Raw genomic sequence first — 23,491 nt, forward strand, 5'->3', positions numbered from 1 at the left:
ACGAGCGGAGGATATGCGTAACGATAGAGTTTTTTCAAAGATAAGCAAGGCCGGTAGGCTTCAGCAAACCTTGCTCCAACGAAACGGCTACGGGAGGGTTAAACCCCTCCCGTAGCCGTTTTTGCACCCCTCTTCTTTGGTACAACACTCGGGAACAACGAAACCCTGCAACGGCGTCGCTGCGTGTTCCCGCTCGAACGCGTTGAAGCAAGCCCACCTTGCAGCAAACCAAAGAAAGGAGTTGGAGCATGAGCGAATCCCGTCAGCAGGCGGTCGCGCCCTCGGCCGATCCCGGTCCCGTGGGGCAGGCGAGCCGTCCGTCGTTCAAACGGTCATTGACGTTCTTCGGGTTTTTTGCAATCACCGCATCGATGGTGATGACGGTGTACGAGTATCCGTCGTTCGCCTCGTCCGGATTCCAGCTGGTGTTCTTCTTGATCATCGGCGGCATCCTGTGGTTCTTGCCCGTGGCGCTGTGCGCGGCGGAGATGGCCACGGTGAAGGGGTGGGAGTCCGGCGGCATCTTCGCGTGGGTGGGCAACACGCTGGGTAGGCGCTGGGGCTTCGCGGCGCTGTTCTTCCAGTGGTTCCAGATCACCGTCGGCTTCGTCACCATGTCGTTCTTCATCCTGGCCGCTCTGGCCTACGTGTTTCGGTGGGACGCGCTGTACAACAACCCGCTGGTCATGTTCTTCGGCGTGGCGGCCATCGTGTGGCTGCTCACGCTCACGCAGCTGGGCGGCACGAAGTACACGGCCCGCATCTCCAAGGTGGGCTTCGTGGGCGGCATCATCGTCCCGGTGCTCGTGCTTCTGGTGGGTTTGATCTACTACTTCGCCACGGGTGGCGCCTCGCAGATTTCCATGACACCGGCCACGTTCGTGCCCGACTTCGGCAAGGTGGACACGCTCGTGATCTTCGCCTCGTTCATCTTGGCGTACATGGGCGTCGAGGCGTCTGCGTCGCACGTGAACGAGTTGAAGAACCCGAACCGCAATTACCCGCTGGCTATGATCATCTTGGCCGTCCTCACCATCGCGCTCGACGCGCTGGGCGGCTTGGCCGTGGCCACCACCCTGCCGGCCTCGGTGTTGGACGGCAACCTGTCCTTCGGCGTGATCGAGGCGTTCCGTTCCATCTTCGTGCAGCATATCGGGCCGTCCATGAGCTGGATCGTGTTCGTGGTGGCGCTGCTGCTGGCTTTGGGCGTGCTGGCCGAGATATCCGCATGGATCGTCGGCCCGTCGCGCGCGCTGCTCGACACGGCGCACGACGGCATCCTGCCGCCGTCCTTCAAGAAGGTGAATAAGAACGGCGTGTCGGTGAAGACCGTGGTCATCCAGGCCGTCATCGTCACGGTGTGGGATGCGGTGCTGTGCGGTTCCATCGCGCTATCCGGCGGCTCGAGCTCGTCGGTGGGCTACCTCACGGCCATCGGCCTGACGGTGGTCATCTACCTGGTGGGCTACGTGCTGTTCTTCTTGGGGTACTTCTACCTGATCTTCAAGAAGAAGAACCTGCAGCGCTCGTTCCAGCTTCCCGGCGGCACGCCCTTCAAGGCAATCGTGGCGGCCGTGGGACTCATCATGACCGTGGCCACGCTCATCATCTCGTTCTTCCCGTCGTCGAACCTCGACGCCCAGTCGAACATGGTGTACCAGGCCACGCTCGGCGTCGCATTCGTGGTATCGGTGGCCATCCCGTTCATCATCTACAGCCTGCGGCATCGTTGGGCTCCCCAGGGGCCGACGTCCAAGACTGCGGTGGGCGGAGGCGCGGCCGGCGTCACGGGATCCGGCATGCCGATCGGCACCGCGTCGCGCTCGGTGCCGCTGGGGCCGCAGGCTCGGAAGGCGGCGCAGTCGGTTGATCCGGCGGAGGTCGATCCGAAGAAGGGCATGGCCCCGTCGGTGACGTCGAGCACGCTTGGCGACAGCGGGCCCATCAACAAGCGCACGCGGGCGTCCGAGAACCTGCGCAACGGCGGTTCGAAGCCTGCCGGAGCCGGTGCCTTGGGCTCGACTGCCGGAGGCGGCCCCGGGTCCGACATGGGCGCCGCCATAGCGCGCGGCATCTCCGCAGCCGTGGTCAGCGTGACCAGCCGCCCGTCGGGACCGGTGTCCGTCGATTCCGGCCCCACGGTCGGTGCGAACGACGTGCCGGCCGAGCCCCAGCCCGTCATGCGCGACGCCGTGGAGGTACGCGAGATCGACCTCGACACAGGCGGGGGCGCCCATGACGCACCGCCTTCGTGCGAGGCGCCCGCCGCGGCGCATGCTCGCAAGGACGGCGCTAAGGATGCGGGAAAGGTTCGCGACGATCTGATTGAGCGCGAGGCTGAAGGCGACCCGTCGCTGCGCGCCAGCGTCACCCAGGCCGTGGTGGGCGAGGGCGTGCCCCGCGCCGACCCTGACACGCCCGAACCGCGTCGCGAGACCGGCATCGACACGAACCAGCCGGGCCGCTAGCGTCGTCGAGGCAACGGGTAGGCGGCCGACGCGACGCTCTGCGCCGGCACGCCCCGCCTGCGCCGCCGGTCGCGGTGCAGGCGGGGCACCCATTCGCCCGTCAATTCAGGTTCCAACCCTACGTACAGGAGGTTTATATGAAGGAGCAATCAACCAGCAAGATTCTCGACAGTATGGACGAGGGCACGAAGTACAGCACCCCTATCTTCGGCTCCGAGGCATCCGACGTGGCCATGCCGCGTCTCAAGATGAACGAGCAGCCGGTCGAGCCGCGCATCGCCTACGAGATGATCAAGGAGTACCTGTCCATCGAGGGCAACGCCACGCAGAACCTCACCACGTTCTGCCAGACGTACATGGAGCCCATGGCCACGAAGATCATGGCCGAGACGATGGAGAAGAACGCCATCGACAAGGACGAGTACCCCATGACGGCCGACCTCGAGAACCGCTGCGTGGCCATGATCGGCGATTTGTGGCACGCGAACCCCGACGAGGAGCCCATGGGCACGTCCACCGTAGGCTCGTCCGAGGCCTGCATGCTGGGCGGCTTGGGCATGCTGTTCCGCTGGAAGAAGCTGGCGAAGGCCGCTGGCATCGACATCTACACCGAGACGCGCCCGAACCTGGTCATCTCGGCCGGCTACCAGGTGTGCTGGGAAAAGTTCTGCCGCTACTGGGACGTCGAGATGCGCCTCGTGCCGCTTGAAAAGGACCATCTGTCGCTGAACATGGACACGGTCATGGACTACGTGGACGACCACACCATCGGCATCACGGCCATCCTCGGCATCACGTACACCGGCAAGTTCGACGACGTGCAGAAGCTCGACGAGCTCGTGGAGGCCTACAACCAGGAGCACCCGAAGCTTCCCATCCGCATACACGTGGACGGCGCGTCGGGCGGCATGTTCGCCCCGTTCGTGGAGCCCGACCTGGTGTGGGACTTCCAGCTGAAGAACGTGTGGTCCATCAACTGCTCCGGCCACAAGTACGGCCTGGTGTACCCCGGCATCGGCTGGGTGGTGTGGCGCAGCAAGGAAGCGCTGCCCGAGGACCTGATCTTCTGGGTGAGCTACCTGGGCGGCGAGGAAGCCACCATGGCCATCAACTTCTCGCGCTCCGCGTCGCAGATCGTGGGCCAGTACTACGTGCTCATGCGCAACGGCTTCGAGGGCTTCCGCGAGATCCAGGAGCGCACGCTCGACGTGGCGCGCTACCTGGCCGCCGAGCTCAAGGAGATGGGCATCTTCGAGATCTACGAGGACGCGTCGCACATCCCCATCGTATGCTGGGGGCTGAAAGACGACGCCGACGTGGAGTGGTCGCTGTACGACCTGTCCGACCGCCTGCGCATGAGCGGCTGGCTGGTGCCGGCGTACCCGATGCCCGCCGACATGCAGGACACCACCGTCCAGCGCGTCGTGGCGCGCGCCGACTTCTCCATGCAACTGTGCATCAAGCTGGTGGAGGACATGAAGAAGGAGATGGACACGCTGAGCAAGGCGAAGTTCGTCACCGGCAACACCCAGGGCGTCATCAACACCGGCTTCAACCACGGCGGTCGCTCCGCCGTCGACAAGGGCGAGCAGGTGCAGACGAAGGCCAAGACGCCGCAGAAGTAGACGCTACGCTATTTTGTCGCTGAACGTCGATTTCCGATTGTCGATCCACCGAACGCCCCGACCATCCGGCCGGGGCGTTTTCTCGTGGCGCGCTCCTCGGTTTGGTGGCGTATTACGGCAACTACGGCAACGCCTGACGCTGCGCGAGGAGCTGCTCCATGGGATGATGGGCGAGGAATAGGTGCCGCGCGTTATCCGAAGAACATGTACCCGAAGTACCCGATAAGGGCGCCGACGGCCGCTGCGGCCAGCGTGAGCACCGCGCCCTTGAGAAAGCGGTGCCGGCGGGCGCGTTGGCTGCGCGGGTTGTTGCGGTCGATGGGCTCGCCCTTCGAATACGCGACCAGCTCGCGGTACGTCACCAGGTCGTGCTCCTTCTTCATGCGCTCAACGCGTACGAGCATGGCCATGCCGATGCCCCACACCAGCAAGCCGATGATGACCGACGGCACGACGCCCCAGTCCCACCAGCCGATGCCGCCGACGGCGGCCACGGCCCCTACGATGGCGATGGCCAGGCCCCCGCTGGCGAGTGCGGCCATCTTCTTGTAGTCGTTCGAAATCGCTTTCTTCATGGCTTCCACGTCTCCTTTGATCAGTTCGTCGACTGTTACGTCGAAGAGGACGCTGAGCAAGAGCAGGCTTTCCACGTCGGGGTAGGTTTTGTCGTTCTCCCAACTCGAGACGGTCTGGCGCGAAACGTAGATCTTCGCCGCGAGGTCGTCTTGCGAGAGTCCGCGTTCCGTCCGATGACGTTTGATCTGACTGCCGAGCTCCATGCGTTTCCCTTCGCTGATCACAGGTTGCCATGATGCGGGCCAGTGTACCATCAAATGGTCTTGACGGAGGGCGTTCCACGCTCGATTCACGTCGTCAAAAGTGCTTTACATGGTGTTTGATCAGGTATAATGCTAACTTAGAAGCCGGCCTTGTAGGCCATGAGGCCGATGAACGCGCCAATGCAGCCGGAGACAACCGTGACTATGATGGTGATGATGGCGACGCACTTGCGGTACTGCTTGCGCTTCGCCTCGTCGCGGTTGATGGGTTTTCCCTCAAGAAGCGCCACCATCTCGGCGGTGGTCACTACGTCGATGCTCTTCATGATGCGTGACCCTCGGTAAGCTGCGACGGCACACGCAAAAGTCGGAACGAGCGTCACAAAGAATGTTCCGGGTATGCCGAAGAGGAAGACCCCGCCCGTCAAAACGAGCAGCGCGAGGGCTGCGGAGGCAAGGGACAGTCCTCCCCAGAAATTCAGCTTCTTTGCGTTGGCGCGTGCGGTTTCCTGCAGCATTTCGACATCTCCTCTGACTAGATCGTCCACCGATACGTCGAAGAGGGAGCTTAGGAGCAGCAGGCTTTCCACGTCTGGGTAGGTTTTGTCGGTTTCCCAGTTGGATACGGTCTGCCGGGAGACGTAGATCTTCCCGGCGAGGTCCTCCTGCGAGAGGCCGCGCGCGGCGCGGTGCTGCTTGATGCGGATGCCGAGCTCCATAGTTCCCTTTCCGTGGAGAGAGGATGCCCTATCGGCTTCCACGATACCACCCAAAGTCTTTTGCAGGGGCGAAACGGGGCCCGCCGGCGCTGCAAAATGTCTTTGACAACGTGGATGATCTGCGGCGGAACGGATTCGCGTCGCCGCGTGGCGGCCGACCTGCTGCTCCAGGCCCTTCGATTATTTTTCCGATTATACCCGGAAAAGTTAAAATAAATCTCCAAAGTTTTCGGGTATACTAGGAAACATGAAGCACCTGTATTAAGGAGATATTGCATGGAGTTGAAGAATCGACCCCGTTACCTAGCCCAGCTGGAAGCTCTACGCGACAACGGCTTGATCAAGGTCGTCGTAGGCATGCGACGCTCGGGCAAATCTTCTCTCTTGAAGCTCTTCGCAGGCAGGTTGAAGCAAAAAGGTGTCCCGGGAGACCGCATCATTGAGATGAACTTCGAGTCTTCTGCATGCTTCGACATCGTGGATTACCGCGATTTGGTTTCGCGGATGCGTGAGCGGGTGGAAGGAAAGGGTCATTGCTATCTGCTCCTCGACGAAGTCCAGTTGGTCGAATCGTGGGAGAAGGCTGTGAACGCCATGCGCGTTGATTTCGACGTTGACGTGTACCTGACGGGCTCGAACGCCTATTTGCTCTCGAGCCAGCTTGCAACGTTGCTGTCCGGTCGATATGTGGAAGTGGGCGTGTTCCCGTTGTCTTTCAAGGAATTCCTCGCTTTCGCCGAAGAACAGGACGTGGAAAAGGCTTTCGAGCGCTACCTTGAATTCGGGGGTTTGCCGCCGGTCGTCGAGCAGGGGGACGACCGCGATCTGGCCCAAACCGTGCTCTCGGGCATTTACAACACCGTGTTCGTGAAAGACGTCGCGCAGCATGTGCAGATCCGCAATCCCCTTGTGTTTAACGACATTGCCTGTTTCCTTGCAAACACTGCTGGCTCGAGAGTCTCGGTTACCGCTATCGAAAACCGGCTGAAGAGCGCCCATCGCAAAACGTCGGGGGAAACGATCGAGCGGTATCTGCAAGCGCTTGTCGACGCGTTCTTGTTCTACCGCGTGCGCCGTCTCGACGTGAAGGGAGGAGGACTGCTGCAGGGCCTGGACAAATACTATCCATCCGATCTGGGAGTCAAGAACATGTTGCTGGGCTTTCCTCGCGGAGACTACGGGTTCGCGCTTGAAAACGCCGTGTGCAACGAGTTGAAGCTGCGCGGCTACGAGCTGCGCGTAGGAAAAACCGATTCTCTCGAGATAGACTTCGTGGCCGAGAAGGCGGAGGAAAAGCTGTATGTGCAGGTGTCGGCCAGCGTGCTAGATGCCGAGACGCGGAAGCGCGAGCTGGCGCCGTTGCGGGGGCTGGCGCGCGGCGGCGCACGAAGTCTTTTGCTCACGTACGACCGCATGGGGCTAGGTTTCGAGGACGGCGTCGAAGTGACGAACGTCGTCGACTGGCTCCTCGAGGAGCAGTGATCCGCAATCGCAAAGCGCCCCCTGCGCTTCGGTATCGGATGGCGAAGGCCGATACCGAAGCGCAGGGGGCGCCGGTGGAAACATGGTTGCCGCAGCGCTGAGCCCGGTTCTCGTTCGCCAGTGGGACCGGGCTCAGCGCTGCGGCAACAGCATGAAGGAGGGCGCATGCACGGAGGCTGGTCGCGTGCATGCGCCCAAAGGGGAGTTGGAAAGCTTAGTCCTCGCGCTCGATGGGCATGCTCATGCAGCGTGGGCCGCCGCGGCCGCGGGACAGCTCGGCGGACGGGACGATGATGAGGTCGAGGCCCTTGTCGCGCAGCACTTTGTTCGTGACGTCGTTGCGCTCGTACACCACGATCTTGCCCGGGGCGATGCACAGCGTGTTCGAGCCGTCGTTCCACTGCTCGCGCTCGGCCGCGATGCGGTCGCCGCCGCCGCAGGGGATGAGCTCCACGGGATGGCCGATGTAGGTCTCCAGGATGCTCTCCAGCGTGCCGTTCACTTCCTTGACCTTGATGCCCTCGCCTTCGGCGGTGATCTCGAACACCGTCAGCGGGCCCATGATGCCGGGATGGATGGTGAACTTGTCCGTGTCGATCTGCGTGAACACGGTGTCGAGGTGCATGAAGGCGCGGGAGTTCGGGATGTTGAACGCCAGGATGGTCTCGATGGGGCTCGTCGGATCGTTGAAGATGTTCTTCGCGATGGCGTCGATGGCGTCGGGCTCGGTGCGCTGGGAGATGCCGATGGCCAGCACCTTGTCGTTGATGTTGAGGATGTCGCCGCCCTCGATGTGGAACGTGTTGTAGCGGCTGTAGTACTCGGGGGTGCCCTTCAGCATGGGATGATGCGTGAAGATGTACTCGCCGTAGATGGTCTCGCGGTTGCGGGTCTCGGAGTACATGCGGTTGATGGACACGCCGTTGCCGATCATCGCGAACGGGTCGCGGGTGAAGTACAGGTTCGGCATGGGGGCCACGACCATCTTGGAAGACTCGGAGACCAGGTCGACCAGCGAGTTGGACTTGTCGGTGTGAAGCTCGGTGAGGTTGATGCCCTCCATGGTCTTCAGCACGAGTTCCTTGGCGTCGGGGTAGTTCTCCTGCATGTAGTCGAAGATGATCTTCTGGTAGCGGTCGGTGCGGATGCCGGCCTCTTCGATCCACTGCTTGAGGAACTGCTCGCGCAGCTCGGGGTTGGCCTCGAGAACCTCGGCCATGAGGTCTTCCAGGTAAAACACTTCGACGCCGTTGTCGCGCAGAGCCTGCGCGAAGGCGTCGTGCTCCTCCTGGGCCACCTTCAAGAACGGGATGTCGTCGAACAGCAGCTCTTCGAGCGTGTTCGGCGTCAGGTTCAGAAGCTCCTTGCCCGGGCGGTGCAGCAGGACTTTCTTCAAGGGCTTGATCTCGCTCTTGACGTTCACTCCTGACATGTGCAACCCTCCTTCTTCCTTCTGTTGTTCGGCCCGCGCGTCCTTTAAGCGCGCCGGCCTATCTTCGCCAAGTGCGTCTGGGGCTTTGCGAGCCCCGCGACGCGTTGGCTTAACCTTGCACCTGTTGCGGAACAAAGGAAAGATGTAAAGCGGGTTTACCGGAGCATCGATCGGGGTGTATCAAGCCTCGGTCGGCGCTAAACCCTCGCTAAACCGCAGGTGGCGATGACGTCCGTCGGATGGCGACCGTAGGGGGCAGGTTGCAGGCCGCCCCTGCGGGAACATCGGGGCTCGTTCGTGTATCATGGACGAAGGCCTTCGATGGCCGTAGGTAGGCGACTGAGAGGTGCTCGCTCGTGGGTTTCGTGCTCTTCCACTATACGCTCTTCGTGCTGCTGGGCTCCATTCTGGCGTCGGCGGCGTGCCTGTCCGCTTATCTGGTGTCGCGCAAGCGCACCATGCTCTACGCCTTCTTCGGCTTCCTGTTCTACTTCTTCGACGTGGCATGGGTGTTCCAAGACGACTTCTTCACCGGGGCGAGCGCGGGGCTGGGGGCGGCCTATGCGATCGTCATGTCGCTGGCGCTCGTGGTGACGGGCGGCGGGTTCCTCACGTCGTTCTGGCTTTTGGTGTGCGACTATCTGGGCGAAACGCGCAAGGCGCTCAAAGTTGTCCCCGTCGCCCTGTTCGTGGTGGCAAGCGTGGGCGTGCTCGTGCTGCTGCCTGAAGGGGAACTGCGCAGCTTTCTGTTCTACTTCCCGCGCGAGCTCTACCTGTTCTGGATGCTGCTGTTCGCTGGCTTCCGCTATTTCGCGACGAAGGACGAGGCCGAGCGCGGTCGGCTGCGCCGTCATCGCTGGCTGTACGTGGCGCTGTGGGCGCTGGGCGTTTTGATCGTGGTGGAGGACGCGTGCGTGTTCCTGCTGCCCGATCCCATCATGTTCGGGCCGCGCGCCTATGCGCCCGAGCGCAACTTCACCGAGAACGTGCTCATGCTGTGCTGCGCGTTCTTCGCCTGCCGCGACGCGTTCCGCGTGCTGTCGCTGCGCTTCGAGCGTCCGCCCATGCACGAGGGCGGACGGCAGGAAGAGCTCATCGACGACAACCTGCTCATGTACGGCAAGCGCTACCGGCTGTCCGATCGCGAGTGCGAGGTGCTGCGTTACGTGCTGGTGGGCAAGGACAACCAGAACATCGCGTCGGAGATGCACCTGGCGCTCAGCACCGTGAAGGTGCACGTGCACAACATCCTGCAAAAAACGGGCCAGCCCAACCGCCAGGCCCTCGTGCAGGATTTTTGGAGAACGTCGTAGCGCGGCGAAACCCCGTCAAGCAAGCGGGGCCCCTCGCCGATGGCAAGGGGCCCGAGATCGAAGGGGCGGCCGTCAAGGGGAGGGAGGCCGGCCGCCCCGCGGGGAATGTTCCGGCTTACACGCTGGCGGCGGCGTTCTTGCCGGCCAGGCGCCCGAAGCACAGGGCGGTGGCCAGGCTGATGCCGGCCACGACCACGGGGTAGTCCACCAGCAGGCGGCGGCCCATCGTGTTGCCGGCCACGAACAGGCCGGGGATGGGGTCGTTCGTGCCGTCCTTCGTCACGTGCAGGTCGTGGTCGCACTCCAGGCCGCCGAACATGACCAGCATGCCCGCGTTGCCGAACTTGCACGCGTAGTACGGCGGGTTCTCCACCGGGAACAGGCGCTTGGACATCTTGCCGAAGTCCTCGTCCACGCCCTTGTGGCACAGCTCGTTGTAGCGCTCGATCTCGGCCTTCATCGTGTCGTAGGGCAGACCCGTCTTCTCGGCCAGCTCCTCGAGGGAGTTCGCGATGACGTCCGTGCGCTCCTCCACCATGGCGGCCGTCGTGTAGCCCAGGCCGAAGCCGGAGAGCACCGTCTCGTAGTTCGGAGCCTCTTCCTCGGACACGAAGTGCGTGGTGTAGCCGTGGCCGTCGGGCATCTTGTCGATCTGCTCGGGCCACTTGCTGTCGAAGATCTGCCACGCCTTCACGCCCGCCTCGGCCATCTCGGGGTCCTTCGCCACGGGCTGGCGGGTGTGCTCGTCGGCGATGTTCTGGCCGGGCACGTCCTCGTTCATGAAGCGCTTGCCCTCCATGTTCAGCTGCAGGAAGCTGTCCACGCCCAGCGACCCGCCCATGTGGTGCGTCATGGGGGCGTGCGGGCCCAGCTCCATCCAACCGCCGGCCCAGATGCCCATGAGCTGGCCGCGGCCGTCGTCCACGCCGCCCATGAACTCCTCGGTCCACGGAGCGTAGTAGTGGCGCATCTCGGGGTTCGCGCCGTAGTCGCCGCAGCACAGCACGACGGCCTTGGCGTTCACCTTCAGGTAGCCGTCCTTCGTCTTGGCGTAGGCGCCCTTCACGGCGCCGTCCTCCACGATGAGCTGCTCGCCCTCGGCGTTGTAGATAAGCTCGGCGCCGGCCTTCATGGCGTCCTCGAACGCCGCCTGGCAGGCCCACTGCATGTTCGGGTTCGTGGTGATGGTGCCGTGGAAGTAGGGGTACACCTCTTCTTTGTAGTTGTAGCCCTCCTGCGGCGGGAAGCACTTCGGGCGGATGTAGTTGGGCTTGTCCGTCTCGCGATTCGCGGCGGTGGACTTCAGCACCTCGTAATCGGCGTTCTCGATGAACCAGTCGAAGTCCTCGCCGGAATGGTCGTACCAGTAGTTCGTCATCCACGTGTCACAGCGCCCGCCCGTCTCCTTGACGAACTCGTTGAGGATGTCCTCCTTCGGCGCCCATTCGATGCCCAGGTCCTTCTGGATCTTCGAGCCAACCACGCCGAAGTCGCCGGCCATGGATATGACGGAGTAGCTGTCCTCGGGCTGCTTCTCCAGCACGATGACCTTCTTGCCGGCTTCGGCGGCCTCCTTGGCGGCGGCGGTGCCGGCCAAGCCCATGCCGATGACGAGCACGTCGCAGGTCTTCTCGTCCTTGACGTCCGTGGGCACGGGGGGCGGCGTGAGGAAGTCCGGCGTGAACTTCGTGGCCGCGCCGCCCGCGGAGGACGCGTCTCCCGACGCGCCCGCGTCGCCCTTGGCCTGCGGCGCGCAGCCGGTGATGCCGACGGCCGCGGCGGCTGCGGCGGCCGTGGCACCGAAGCCGAGGAACGCGCGGCGACTCAAACCTTTTTCTGACATGTTCCCTCTCCTTTCGTTGCGGGGTACGGGACCGGGCGCCGCACCGCTGCGGCGCCCGGCGGATCTATCCGCCGCCCCCTAACGAGGATTCGCGTTGCGAAACCCTCCCTACGCTGTGAAACTCTACGCTCCTCAACGTGAGGTTGCGACATCGCATCCGGGTAGTTTTCGACGTTTACCCCGATGAACCGCCTACCCGATACGGGTGGTAATCGATGTTTCCATATTGTTGGGATGACGGGGGTTCCTATTTCGGCTACACTGGCAGCCGTGAAAGCGAAGGGTGAGGGGCCCGATTGAACCGTCTGAGGGAAATGTTCGCCGGCATGCGCGCACGCGACGTGGCGTTCATGGGCGGCTACGCTCTGTACTTGGTGTTCGGATACATGTCGTTCGAATCGCCCACCGTGCTGACTTCGCTGGGGCAGACGGGCGCCCACGTGGAGTCGCTGTTCCTGGTGGCGGTGGTGGCGGCGCGGCTCGTGGTGTACCTGGTCATGATGGCCGTTGCGCGCCGGGCCTCGAACCGGTCGTCGTCGCTCACGGCTATCGTTGTGTGCGCGGGCGTGGCGGCGACCGGCTTCGTGGTCACGCGCATGGCGTTCCAGTTCGCGGGCTTCGTGCCCTTCGAGGCGCTCGTTCCGTGGCTGGTGTTCGGCGGCATGTTCTTCGGCGCCGGGGACGCCCTCATCAACCTGCTGTGGGCGCGCTATTGCGGCACGTTCGACCTGCGCCACGTCTATCTGTTCGTGCTGCTGAGCAACGTCGCCAGCTTGGTGGTGTACTTCCTGGTCACGTTGCTTCCGGCAGCCGCCATGCTGCCGGTGGGGGCCGTGCTGTTCTTCGCGTCGGCCTGGTTCTGCAAGAAGTGCCTGGACGCGCGCGCTCCCATCGCCGAGGAGTACTCGGCCCCCGTGTTCAAGGGCGCGCTTTCGGCGTTGTGGCGGCCCATGCTGGGCACGGCCATCCTTTCGTTCATGAGCGGGCTCATGCTGCAGGTGTCGGTGCGGCAGGACATCCCGCTGGCCACGTTCCAACAGACGGCGCTCGTCACGCAGGCCGTGGTCATCGTGGCGCTGCTGCTGCCGGCGTTGTTCGTGAAGAGCCGTCCGAGCCTGGGCTCGGTGTACAAGGTGGCCCTGCCGCTTTCGGCCGCCGGTTTCTTGCTGCTGCCGCTCATCTGGAACGGCGGGGGCGGGCTGGCCAACGCCTGCGCGCAGCTGGGCACGCTCGTGGCGAGCATCATCCTGTGGTGCATGCTGGCCAATGTCGTCCACGACACGAAGCTTCCGGCAGCGCTGCTGTTCTCGTGTTCGCTCGTATGCACGAATGCGGCGCGCATGGCCGGCACGCTGCTGGGCTTGTTCAACGCCGACAGCTTCGGACGGGGCAACCTCGAGCTCACGGCGGTGGCTTTGGTGGCGGTGTATCTGGTGGCCATGGTGTCGATGTTCCTGTTCAAGGACAGGAAGCTCCAAGGTTCCGACGAGGACGACGGCAAAGTCGCCATGCCCACGGCCGAGCGTCAGGGAGACGCGTTGGCCGATCGCTGCGCATTGCTCGCCCGCGCGCACGGACTCACGCCGCGCGAGTCCGAGATCCTCGTCCATTTGGGTCAAGGCCGCACGGCGCGCGCCGTCTCCGAAAAGCTCGTCGTGTCGGAGAACACGGTGAAGTACCACATCAAGTCCATCTACCAGAAACTCGACGTGCATTCTCGCGACGAGGTCATCGACCTTATTGAGCACTCAGAATAGGCATTGCGCATTCCTCTTGGGCCCGGAAGTATAGCAAGGGCACGACAAGGGGAGAGGCGCAGGTGCGATGTTCGAAGACCTCTATCGGCGCGCCCACGAGGCGCTGTACGCGGCCAAGCGAGTCGGTCGCAACCGCTGCGGCTTCTTCTAGCGCTCCGAGCGAGCGTGCGAACCCGGGCCCGAGCTGCCGCCGTCTCTCGCCGCGTTCGGGGACGCTTCGCCGCCGATGCTCGAATCCATCTGCGGCTAGGACGTATACGTTGGGACTTCATTCTGCTAAAGTAGGCGAATCTGATCGGCATTGCCTTTTCGAGGGCAGAATCTGCGCGTTCGCAACAGAGGCGAAACGTGCAACGGGGATCATGGGGTGTGCAAAACGCTGCACCTCGTTGTCAAGAAGGGAAAGGAGAGGGTATGAGCTCACTGGCTCAGAAGTTCAAAAACGTTGGACCTGGCGCGCTCGTGGCGGCCGGCTTCATCGGGCCCGGCACCGTCACCACCTGCACGGTATCCGGTGCGAGCTACGGATACACCATGCTGTGGGCGTTGCTGTTCGCCACCGTGGCCACCATCGTGTTCCAGGAGATGGCCTCGCGCGTCGGTATCGTTTCGGGCAAGGGTTTGGGTGAAAACATCCGCGACCGCATTCCCAACAAAGCTCTCATGTGGATTGCTATCGTGATTGTTATCATCGCCATCTTCGTGGGCAACATCGCGTACGAGACGGGCAACATCACGGGCGGCATCTTGGGCATCCAGGCCGTTGCGCCCGACATCCCCCTGCTGCCCATCGTGGTGGTTCTGGGCATCTGCGCGTTCATCGCCATGTGGATCGGCTCGTACAAGGTGGTCGAGGTCATCCTCACGGCCATCGTCGTGTTCATGGGCGTCGTGTTCTTCGTGACGGCCATCGCGTCCAGCCCTGATTGGGGTGCCATCGCCACGGGCCTCTTCGTGCCGACGCTGCCCGAAGAGGGATCGAAGGGCATTCTCACGGCGGTGGGCCTCATCGGCACCACCATCGTGCCGTACAACCTGTTCCTGCACGCCTCGGGCGCTTCCGAGCGCTTCAAGGATCCCGAGCAGGTTTCCGACGCCCGTTTCGACACCGTGCTGAGCATCGGCCTGGGCGGCATCATCTCCATGGCCATCCTCATCTGCGCCGCTGCGAACATCTACGGCACCGATGCCGTGGTGACGAACGGCAAGGACATGGCGCTGGCTCTGCAGCCGCTGCTGGGCTCGTGGGCCACGTGGATGATCGGCCTCGGCCTTCTGTGCGCCGGCTTCTCGAGCGCCATCACCGCATCGTTCTCGGCCGCCTACGCCGTGAACGGCGTGCTGGGATGGAAGAAGACGACGAAGGATCTGCGTTTCAAGCTCATCTGGATCATCGTGCTCGTGTGCGGCTGCGTCATGGCCATCGCGCTGGGCAAGAGCCCGACCGAGCTCATCTTGGTGGCGCAGGCGGCCAACGCCATCCTGCTGCCCATCATGGCGTTCTTCGTCATCTACTGCGCCAACGGCAAGGACCTGGGCAAGTGGAGGAACCATATCTTCGCGAACTGCGCGGGCGTGGTCATCATCGTCATCACGCTGTTCATGTGCTACCGCAATATGTCCAGCTTCCTGACGTCGCTTTCGGCCTTGATCGGCGGCTAGCGTCCGCCCGGTATAGCTGCAACGCGAAAGCGCCCGCCATTCGGCGGGCGCTTTTTTCGCGATTCGATTCATGCAGCGCGCCTCGTCACCCTGAGACTCGCCCCTAAGAGCTCGCTATGAGGTTCTCGGCGATGCTCTTGAGCTTCCTGAAATCGGTGATGACGAGCGCTCCGCGCTGCCGTTCGACGCAGTCGGCGTTGCGCAGGGCGACGACGGAGTTCGTGATGGAGTTCACGTGCACGCCCAGCATCTCGGCCAGCTCCTCGTTGCTGAAGGGGACGATGGCTGGCGCCTGGGCCGAGTTGAACTCGCGCGCCAGCGTGAGCAGCAGGGCGGAGAACCGCTGCAGCACGGGATAGATGGACGCGTTCACCGCTTCGCGGGTTTGCAGCGCCATCATCTCGAACAGGTACTGCGCCATGGCGTAGCACACCTCGCCGTGCGCTTTGAGGTAGTCGCCGAAGCTTTCGGCGTCGAGGGCGTAGGCCTCCACCTTGGTGGTCGCCTTCGCGTTCAGGATGGACGGCTTGCGGTCGACTTCGGGTCGGAACCCCTGGAACCCGATGAGCGTTCCGGCCTTGTGGAAGAACACCGTTTTGGTGTAGCCGTCGGGCGTGTCGCTGTACAACCTCACCAGACCGCGCGTCAAATAGAACGTGTCGCGCATATCGTCGCCTTCTCGAAACAGGTAGTCGCCGGGGTTGAGCCGGATCGGCCTTCCCTTGAGAACGCCTTCGGCAACGCCGTGCTCGATCGTGTCGCTCAACAGGGGTTTCGGCTGCACGAACAGGCTGATGGCCTCCATGGCTCCTCCTTTTACGCGTCCTTGCGGCGAGGGTACATCATACCCCATGCCAGCAGGGCCGCAGCTGCGGCGGCCGAGGCTGTTGAAAACGCCGCAGCCAGCGGGAGGCCGGCTTGCATCATGAGCCCGGCCGCGAGCCCTCCGACGATCATGCCCAGGTCCAATCCGCTCTGCTGGCGCGCGAGGAACGTGCTCGCCCCGCCGCCGAGCGAGGTGCCCGCGGCGGCTATGAGCGTGGCGATGCCCCCGAAATAACCTGCGCCGCACAGCAGCGACCCCGTCAGAACGGGAAGGGGGCCAACGGCGATTCCCATGAGCAGCAGCCCCAGCCCGTTGGCCGCGATCGTGCAGGCGACGGCTCGCTTGGGGCCGAATCGGTCGGCCGCCCACCCTGCGGCCAGGCTGCCCACGAGGCCCCCCGCGCTCAGGCAGGTGAACAGCACGCCGTCGTTGAACCCGGCCAACGCGCTGCGGGAAAGCAGCTGCCCGAAGTTCATAACCACGCTGTAGCCCGAGGCCAACAGGAAAGGGCCGATGAGCAGCAGTGCTTTTTGCCGCATCTGAAGCGAGCCCGCGTCGCTGGCGTCGGAGCGAGGTACGGCTTGCGCTGGGCGCTTTGACGCGGCGGCGGGCTTTCTGCCGGGCAACGCGCAGGCGATGGCGGTTCCGCATGCGCCTACGACGGCGAGCGCGGTGAAGAACGCACCGTATCCTTGCTCGACGATCAGAGGAAAGACGGACACGGGACCAACCATGAGCGAGGCGGTGGTCGCGAACCGCACGATTCCGAGGTGGCGGCCAAGCACGGGGGAAGGGGAGGACGCGGTCAAATACTGCGAGACGCTCGGTTGGAAAGCCGCCAGGCCCAGTGCTTGCGCCAGACGCAAGGACAAGACCTGCCAGAGCTCGGAGCAGCCTGCCAGGAGCAGGCAGGGCACCGTGTAGCCCAGCGCTCCCAAGACCATGGCGAAGCGGCAGCCGCGCCGAACGACAACGCGTTCGAGGGGAATGCGCAGCAGCACGGCGATAAGGACGAACAGGCTGTTTTGCAGGCTGGCTACGAACGGCCCGCCCCCCAGCTCCATGACGTAAGCCGGAAGCGCCGACGTCTCGGTGCTGTTGAGCCCGAACACCAAAAAGGCCGCAACGGCAACGAGCGCGGCGGTGCCGTTCGGTCCGCGTATCACGTCGATGCAGCGGTGCCGGGCATGTTCTTCTTCGCCCTTCGCAGTCACGATTTCCCCCTCCCCACCGCTGAGACGTTATCCGTTTGCTCGAAGGTTGTCCAGCCAAGCTTGGGCAGCGCCCACAACATTGTGGGAACGCTCCTTGTTTGGGGGCGCGGCCCAACCCTGTGCCAGTCCCACCGGCGTGTGTGGAAGGCGCGAGGCGGGAAGCGTAACGTTGTCGGTTGTCCGAACCATCGAGGACGTTTGACGAGAGCAAGGAGGAGGATATGAAGAACGGCGAAACGTATGTCGGGACGCGCGAACCCGAATACTTCACGCGCGACGGCAAGCTCACGCGCCGCACGTTCATCAAAGGCGTCGGAGCCATCACGGTGGCGTCCGCGCTCGGCTTCGGGGCGAGGGGGATCGGCGCGGGCGAGGCGCTGGCCGACGAGGCGCCTGCGGCTGCCGGAGAACGGGCGGTGCACGCCGTGTGCACCGTGAACTGCACGTCGCGCTGCCATCTGCGCGGCACCGTGCGCGACGGCAAGCTCGTGCGCGTGGAGCCGGGCGACATGCCGGGGCGTCCGGGATACGCGAACGCATGCCTGCGTTCGATGAGCTACATCCAGCGCCTGCAGGACGAGAACGCGCGCGTCATGTACCCCATGCGCCGCACCGGCGAGCGCGGCTCGGGCGAGTTCGAACGCATCACCTGGGACGAGGCTATCGACGAGATAGCAGAGAAGCTGAACGCGGTTCTGGCCAAAAACCCGCAGGCGGCCTCGTTCTACTCGTTCACGGGCGATTTGGGCAAGCTCTCGTGGGAGGCTCCCACGCGTTTCGCCGCGACCGTGGGCGCCACCACGTGGGACATCGAGGGCATCATGGGCGACCACGGCGCGTCCATGGGCATGACCATGGTGTTCGGCACGCACCGCGGCGCGCACGACTCGCGCGACTACTTGAACTCGAAGCTGCTCATCGCGTGGGGCCGCAACGTCGCGGACACGCACACGTCCGAGCTGCGCGATTACGTGGCCGCTCGCAAGAACGGGGCGAAGCTCATCGTCATCGACCCGCGCCAGTGCTCCACCGCCGCCATAGCCGACGAGTGGATTCCCATCAACCCCCAGACCGACCCTGCGCTCGCCCTGGGTATGATGAACTGGATCATCGGCCACGATCTGCACGCTAAAGGCAAGCTGGTCGAAGAGTCGGTGGCCCCGTACCTCATCCGCGAGGACGACGGCACGTACCTTCGCATGGTCGACGGCACCGTCGTCGCGACGGCGGATGGGGCCGAGGCGGCCGAGGCCGGCTCCATCGGCACCGCGCCGGCGGCTCAGGGCACGGCGGGGGCCGGTGCCGGCACCTATGTGATTTGGGACGAGCTCACGGGCGCCGCGATGTCCGCGCCCGAAGCGGATGCCATCAAGGGCGGCGCCGCGAGGCCCGCGCTCTCGGGTTCCTTCACGGTCGACGGGGTGGCGTGCCGCACCGCCTTCGACCACCTGGTCGACGCGTGCTCCGAGTACACCCCCGAGCGAACTGGCGAGATCTGCGGTATCGAACCGGCCGTGGTCGAGCGCTTGTCCAAAGAGTACATCGAGGCCCAGCCCGCCGGCATCCGCATGGGCCAGGGAATGCAGCGCGTGTACCACTCTTACGCGCCTTTCCGCACCGTGGCCACGCTTGCCATGGTTGCCGGCTACATCGGCGTTCCCGGCGGCGGCGCCTCCCATGCCGGCGGCACGGCCACCAACAAGCCGGTCGCCGGCTACACGGGGCCGGTGTACGACTATTCCGACTGGTCGAACACGGGCAAGAAGGCGAACCTGGTTCCTTCTTCCCAGGTGTACTCGGCGGCGGTCGACCACGATCCGGTGCCCATCGATTTCCTGTGGATCGCCAACTCCAACTTCGTCAACATGAGCCCCGACTCCAACCGCATCATCAACGAGGTCATCCCGGCCATCGACTTCATCGTCACCGCCGATCCGTGGTGGACGTGGACGGCGAAGTACTCCGACATCGTGCTGCCCGCCAGCACGTACTGGGAGCACTGGGACCTGGTCGACCGCAGCCCCTGGGCCATGTTCAACCAGCCTGCCATCGAACCCATGGGCGAGAGCAAGTCCGACGTCGAGATCATGTCGCTTCTGGCGAAGAAGACGGGAGTCGAGGCGTATTGGGATAAAACCGACGAGGAATGGGTGCGCCAGTTCGTGAGCACCGACCATCCGGCCTGGGACGATCTCGATTGGGATCGCGACGTGGTGGAGCAGGGCATCTACGGCCGCTCCGACGCCCTCTACGATCCCGCCATCGTCTACGCCGACGGCGCGGGCTACAAGACCGACACCGGCAAGTTCGAGTTCTACACCGAGACTCTGGTGGAGTTCGACGACGAAGTGCCCACCTGGAAACCGCCGTGCGAGGATCCGCGCGAGGGCGACTTGGCGCAGAAGTACCCGCTCGTGTACATCCAGTACCACGACCGTCTGAACGTGCACACGCAGCACATTCTGAACCCCGCGCTCGAAGTGGTGCAGGACGAGCCGCTTTTGCAAATGAACCCCGTCGACGCCGAAGCCCGCGGCATCGCGCACGGCGACGTGGTGCGGGTGAAGAACGACCGCGGCGACATGAAGATCCGCGCGTTCCTCACCGAGGGCATCGTTCCCGGCACCGTGGCCACGCAGAGCGGGTGGACGCCCGACTACTTCATCGAGGGCTGCTACCAAAACCTCACGCATCACACCATCTGCGATGCCGAAGAAGCCTACAGCATGACGAACAGCGCCTTCTACGACGTGCTCGTCGAAGTCGAGCGAGCGTAAAGGAGGAATCATGGCCGAACAGAAACACTACGGCATGGTCATCGACACCCAGTACTGCGTGGGCTGCCAGACCTGCACGGTGAGCTGCAAGATATCGAACGAGGTGCCCGGCAGCGCGCACTGGAACCATCTGGAGAGCCTCGATGGCGAGGTGCTGTACCAGTCCACCGGGACGTTCCCGCGTCCGACGCTGGCGTTCCGCCCCCTGCTGTGCAACCACTGCGAGGATCCGGCGTGCGTGAACAACTGCCCGTCCGGCGCCATGCGCAAAGACCCCGACACCGGCATCGTCTCGGTGAATCAGGACGTGTGCATCGCATGCGGCTACTGCAGCTGGGTGTGCCCGTACGGGGCGCCTTCGATGAACGACGTCGACCATGTCATGAGCAAATGCACGTTCTGCGCCGAACGCGTGGCCGAGGGGATCGACCCGTACTGCGTGGCCGCCTGCCCGGCGAACGCACGCGTCTTCGGCGACTTGAACGATCCGGAGAGCGCGCCGAGCAAGCTCATGCAGGAACGCCACGCCGAACCGTATCTTCCCGAGGCCGGCACGCGCCCGTCGGTCTACTACGTGTAAAGGTTGGTTGATGAACATGATTATGCATGTGCTTCCTCTTCTGGTGTTCACGACGTTCGCCGGCCTTGCCGCCGGGGCGTACGTGGTCGACGCGCTGTGCGGGGGTTTGCGCACGGGCGGTTCCGACGCCTCGCCGTCCGCCGCGCCTTGCTGTGCTTGGCTGTTTCCGCTGGTCTGCCTGGTTTTGCTGGGCGTCGGGCTGTGCGGCACGCTCGCGCACCTCGGGCAACCCCTGCGGTTCGCGAACGGCATGGCGAATCCCGGCTCGATGATCGCCCAAGAAGCGTACTGGTCCATCGCGTTCGGCGTCGTCATCGTGATCGACTTGGCGTTTGCGAAGGTGAAGGGCGCGCCCCCGCGCCCGGTGCGCTGGGTTGGCGCGGTTGTGGCCGTGGGGTTGATGATCGTCACCGGCTTGGCGTACTACCACAGCTTGGGCCTGCCCGCTTGGAGCGGGGCTGCCACCGTCCCGCTGTTCGTGCTGGGCGATCTGGCGTTGGGTGCGGGCTTGTGCGCGCTGCTCGATCGGGGCGCGCTCGCAAGCGGCAAGCTGGCTTGCGCGAACGTAGCCGCCCAGATCGCTTTCGCCGCCGTGCTCGTGGCGTTCGGCCTGCACCTGGCGCGCATCGGCGCCGATATGACCGGGCTGCTGGTTGCGGCCGGGGTCGTCGGGCCGCTGGCTGCCAGCGTTGCCGCCGGTGCGACGCATGCGGGCAAGCTTCCAGCGCAGGCGGGTGCCGTGGCCGTATGCGCCTTCGCCACGGTGGGCGTGGTGCTGGCCCGCTACGCTTTCTTCGCCGCGGGCATGATGTAGGGGGCTTTTTCGAATCCGGGCTTTCCGCGGGTTCCCCGATGCGCTCCGTCGTGCGGGTTTCCATTGCATCCCTCCGTTTCCGCCCCGCGCCTCCTCCCTCCCCGTGCGGGGCGGACGAAAAGGCCGACGTCCCTTGCGGGGCGTCGGCCTTTGTTCGGGTCGATAGGCATAGCGGAAAACGTCGCGACGTCGATTCTGCTAGTTCGTCGCTCCCACCGGCTTGATGGCTATGCCGTCCTCTTCGAGGGCCTCGCGGGTGCGGCGCACGAAGGCCAGGGCGGTGGGGGAGTCGCCGTGCACGCAGATGGTGTCGGGGTGCAGGTCGATGAGCTTGCCGTTCACGGACAGGATGGCACCGTCGCGTATGGCGTTCTTCACGCGCTCGATGGCCTCCTCCTCGCTGCGGATGAGGGCGGCGGGATCGTTGCGGTTCACGAGCTTGCCCTCGTCGGTGTAGTTGCGATCGGTGAAGAACTCCTCGGCCGTGGTCAGGCCGAGCTTGCGGCCCTCGTCTACCAGCGCGCCGTTCGCCAGGCCCACGAGCACCAGGCGGTCGTCCACATCGCGCACCGCCTGCGCGAGCGCCGCCGCGAGCTCCGGATCGATGGCGGCGTGGTTGTACAGCTGCCCGTGGGGTTTCACATGCCGCAGCGGCACGCCCGCGGCGGCGCAGAACGCCTGCAGGGCGCCTATCTGGTACAGCATGTAGGAGTACGCCTCGTCCGGCGTCAGGTTCATGTCGCGGCGCCCGAAGCCCTGCAGGTCGGGATAGCCCGGATGCGCGCCGATGGCGATGCCGGCGTCCGCCGCCATGCGCACGGTGTCGCGCATGACCATCGGGTCGCCCGCATGCTGGCCGCAGGCCACGTTCGCGCTCGAGACGAGCGGGATGATCTGGTCGTCGAGACCCAGCGTGTAGCGTCCGAAGCTCTCGCCCAAGTCGCTGTTCAAATCGATGCGGTACATATGCGTCCTTCCTTAAGCCTTCATGAGGCGGTCGTCCACGGCCAAACGCAGCTCTTCCGAGCGCGTGCGCCCCTCGCGCGCCGCCCGCCGATCGAGCGCGGCTATCTTCGAAACGGGAAGCCTGAACGTGATGGGCTTCACCTCTTCGTCGGCAAGGGAGGGCCTGCCCATGACGACCTTCATTTGCATTCGCAAAACCATCTTGCAGGCGTTATGGCTGTTTCCAGCCTATTCCTTCAAATCGATGTTCTTCGTGTCGGTGATGAGCATGCAGCCGGGGGCGTGGGTGATGGCGAAGGGCGGCTTGCTGTTCATGACGATGGACTGAGGCGTGACGCCGCATGCCCAGAACACGGGCACCTCGCCCTCGTGGATGTCCACGGGGTCGCCGAACTCGGGGTGTGCGATGTCCTTCACGCCGATGGCCGCGGGGTCGCCGATGTGGATGGGCGCGCCGTGCACCTTCGGGATGGCGCCGGATATCTGCACCGCCTTCACCACCTGGTCGTAGGGGATGGGGCGCATGGACATGACCATCTTGCCGCTCATGGAGCCGGCTGGTTGGCAGTCCACGCCGGTCAGGTACATGGAGACGTTGCGGCCCATGGTGTTGTGGCGCATCTCGATGCCGGCCTCGATGAGCTCGGACTCGAACGAGAACGAGCACCCGATGACGAACGACACCAGGTCGTCGCGCCAGTAGTCCTCGACTTTCTCCACTTCGGCCACCAGCTCGCCGTGCTCGTAGATGCGGTAGCGCGGGAAGTCGGTGGCGATGTCGCAGTCGGTCGCGCAGATGGTGGCTTCGCGCGCGCCCACCTCGGTCACCTCGAGCAACGGGCAGGGCTTGGGGTTGCGCTGCGCGAACAGCAGGAAGTCGTAAGCCTGCTCCTTCGGCAGCACGATGAGGTTCGCCTGTGCGTATCCGGGGCACAGGCCGCTCGTCGGCGCCGTGAACGCGCCCGATCGAATGAGATGCCGTGCGTCGACGGGCGATGCCTCGAGCATCTGCGCCCATACGTCGTCCGCAACGCCTTCGGGCTTGGTGGGAATCGAAGTGTTATGCATGATAGGCCCCTTTCCAAGATGTGTGCTCCATTATCGCACGGGAAACCTTCGTGCGGCGTGCCCGTCAACATCTATCCACGTTCGCATGCAAGGTCGACGCTCTTAGCGCATGCGTCTGGCCGACAGTGTTCGAATCTATCCTGACATCGGTTGCTGCATTCTGGCG

The 23,491-nt window shown here is 64.1% G+C and carries 18 protein-coding genes; 9 read left to right on the top strand and 9 right to left on the bottom strand.

Going from position 1 to position 23,491, the window contains the following annotated elements:
- The first annotated feature begins 248 nt into the window (after positions 1 to 248).
- Both C1878_RS01510 and C1878_RS01515 read left to right on the top strand, forming a co-directional pair.
- Positions 249 to 2,468 (top strand): amino acid permease, encoded by a 2,220-nt coding sequence (locus tag C1878_RS01510; RefSeq protein WP_114599933.1) that lies wholly within the window; start codon positions 249 to 251, stop codon positions 2,466 to 2,468.
- A gap of 137 nt (positions 2,469 to 2,605) precedes the next feature.
- Positions 2,606 to 4,093: a glutamate decarboxylase gene (locus C1878_RS01515; protein WP_114599934.1), complete on the top strand. Its 1,488-nt coding sequence runs from the start codon at positions 2,606 to 2,608 to the stop codon at positions 4,091 to 4,093.
- A gap of 191 nt (positions 4,094 to 4,284) precedes the next feature.
- Here C1878_RS01515 and C1878_RS01520 read toward each other — a convergent pair whose 3' ends face one another.
- A complete protein-coding gene (locus tag C1878_RS01520) occupies positions 4,285 to 4,872 on the bottom strand; it encodes a helix-turn-helix transcriptional regulator (protein ID WP_114599935.1) in 588 nt (195 codons plus the stop codon).
- Positions 4,873 to 5,009: 137 nt separating this feature from the next.
- Entirely contained in the window at positions 5,010 to 5,591 is a 582-nt protein-coding gene (locus C1878_RS01525) for a helix-turn-helix transcriptional regulator (protein ID WP_114599936.1), read from the bottom strand.
- Positions 5,592 to 5,867: 276 nt separating this feature from the next.
- On the opposite strand from C1878_RS01525, the gene C1878_RS01530 reads away from it, so the two are divergent.
- The gene (locus tag C1878_RS01530; protein ID WP_114599937.1) at positions 5,868 to 7,073 is read left to right on the top strand and encodes an ATP-binding protein; all 1,206 of its coding nucleotides are present in this window, start codon (positions 5,868 to 5,870) and stop codon (positions 7,071 to 7,073) included.
- Positions 7,074 to 7,287: 214 nt separating this feature from the next.
- Here the strand turns inward: C1878_RS01530 and arcA are convergent, their stop codons facing one another.
- Positions 7,288 to 8,505 carry an arginine deiminase gene (gene arcA / locus C1878_RS01535; protein WP_114599938.1) on the bottom strand — a complete coding sequence of 406 codons (1,218 nt, stop codon included), beginning with the start codon at positions 8,503 to 8,505 and terminating at the stop codon, positions 7,288 to 7,290.
- 356 nt (positions 8,506 to 8,861) lie between these two features.
- Here arcA and C1878_RS01540 point away from each other — a divergent pair, with 356 nt between their 5' ends.
- Positions 8,862 to 9,818, top strand: coding sequence for a LuxR C-terminal-related transcriptional regulator (locus C1878_RS01540; RefSeq protein WP_114599939.1), 957 nt, complete (start codon positions 8,862 to 8,864; stop codon positions 9,816 to 9,818).
- Between the two features lie 115 nt (positions 9,819 to 9,933).
- On the opposite strand, the gene C1878_RS01545 is transcribed toward C1878_RS01540, so the two are convergent.
- Positions 9,934 to 11,661 (bottom strand): FAD-dependent oxidoreductase, encoded by a 1,728-nt coding sequence (locus C1878_RS01545; RefSeq protein ID WP_114599940.1) that lies wholly within the window; start codon positions 11,659 to 11,661, stop codon positions 9,934 to 9,936.
- Positions 11,662 to 11,957: 296 nt separating this feature from the next.
- On the opposite strand from C1878_RS01545, the gene C1878_RS01550 reads away from it, so the two are divergent.
- Together C1878_RS01550 and C1878_RS01555 are read left to right on the top strand one after the other, a co-directional pair.
- A complete protein-coding gene (locus C1878_RS01550; protein WP_114599941.1) occupies positions 11,958 to 13,418 on the top strand; it encodes a helix-turn-helix transcriptional regulator in 1,461 nt (486 codons plus the stop codon).
- 414 nt (positions 13,419 to 13,832) lie between these two features.
- The gene (locus tag C1878_RS01555; protein ID WP_114599942.1) at positions 13,833 to 15,080 is read left to right on the top strand and encodes an Nramp family divalent metal transporter; all 1,248 of its coding nucleotides are present in this window, start codon (positions 13,833 to 13,835) and stop codon (positions 15,078 to 15,080) included.
- A 103-nt stretch (positions 15,081 to 15,183) separates the two neighbouring features.
- Here the strand turns inward: C1878_RS01555 and C1878_RS01560 are convergent, their stop codons facing one another.
- Together C1878_RS01560 and C1878_RS01565 are read right to left on the bottom strand one after the other, a co-directional pair.
- On the bottom strand, positions 15,184 to 15,885 hold the full coding sequence (locus C1878_RS01560) for a Crp/Fnr family transcriptional regulator (RefSeq protein ID WP_158539650.1): 702 nt from the start codon (positions 15,883 to 15,885) through the stop codon (positions 15,184 to 15,186).
- A gap of 11 nt (positions 15,886 to 15,896) precedes the next feature.
- Positions 15,897 to 17,120 (bottom strand): MFS transporter, encoded by a 1,224-nt coding sequence (locus tag C1878_RS01565; RefSeq protein WP_158539651.1) that lies wholly within the window; start codon positions 17,118 to 17,120, stop codon positions 15,897 to 15,899.
- 221 nt (positions 17,121 to 17,341) lie between these two features.
- Here C1878_RS01565 and C1878_RS01570 point away from each other — a divergent pair, with 221 nt between their 5' ends.
- Genes C1878_RS01570 through C1878_RS01580 form a run of 3 tightly spaced genes read left to right on the top strand, consistent with a single transcriptional unit; the run spans position 17,342 to position 21,291 of the window.
- Positions 17,342 to 19,897 carry a molybdopterin-dependent oxidoreductase gene (locus C1878_RS01570; RefSeq protein ID WP_114599945.1) on the top strand — a complete coding sequence of 852 codons (2,556 nt, stop codon included), beginning with the start codon at positions 17,342 to 17,344 and terminating at the stop codon, positions 19,895 to 19,897.
- 10 nt (positions 19,898 to 19,907) lie between these two features.
- Positions 19,908 to 20,477, top strand: a complete 570-nt coding sequence (locus tag C1878_RS01575) for a 4Fe-4S dicluster domain-containing protein (protein WP_114599946.1) — start codon at positions 19,908 to 19,910, stop codon at positions 20,475 to 20,477.
- Positions 20,478 to 20,487: 10 nt separating this feature from the next.
- Positions 20,488 to 21,291: a DmsC/YnfH family molybdoenzyme membrane anchor subunit gene (locus tag C1878_RS01580; protein WP_114599947.1), complete on the top strand. Its 804-nt coding sequence runs from the start codon at positions 20,488 to 20,490 to the stop codon at positions 21,289 to 21,291.
- A 198-nt stretch (positions 21,292 to 21,489) separates the two neighbouring features.
- On the opposite strand, the gene C1878_RS01585 is transcribed toward C1878_RS01580, so the two are convergent.
- Genes C1878_RS01585 through C1878_RS01595 form a run of 3 tightly spaced genes read right to left on the bottom strand, consistent with a single transcriptional unit; the run spans position 21,490 to position 23,325 of the window.
- Positions 21,490 to 22,257: a LamB/YcsF family protein gene (locus tag C1878_RS01585; RefSeq protein ID WP_114599948.1), complete on the bottom strand. Its 768-nt coding sequence runs from the start codon at positions 22,255 to 22,257 to the stop codon at positions 21,490 to 21,492.
- Positions 22,258 to 22,269: 12 nt separating this feature from the next.
- Positions 22,270 to 22,446 carry a ribbon-helix-helix protein, CopG family gene (locus C1878_RS01590; RefSeq protein ID WP_158539652.1) on the bottom strand — a complete coding sequence of 59 codons (177 nt, stop codon included), beginning with the start codon at positions 22,444 to 22,446 and terminating at the stop codon, positions 22,270 to 22,272.
- A gap of 39 nt (positions 22,447 to 22,485) precedes the next feature.
- Complete coding sequence (locus tag C1878_RS01595; protein ID WP_114599950.1) at positions 22,486 to 23,325, bottom strand: putative hydro-lyase; 840 nt, start codon at positions 23,323 to 23,325, stop codon at positions 22,486 to 22,488.
- Between the last annotated feature and the right edge of the window lie 166 nt (positions 23,326 to 23,491).

Source organism: Gordonibacter sp. 28C, from assembly GCF_003339845.1.
Classification (GTDB): Bacteria; Actinomycetota; Coriobacteriia; order Coriobacteriales; family Eggerthellaceae; genus Gordonibacter.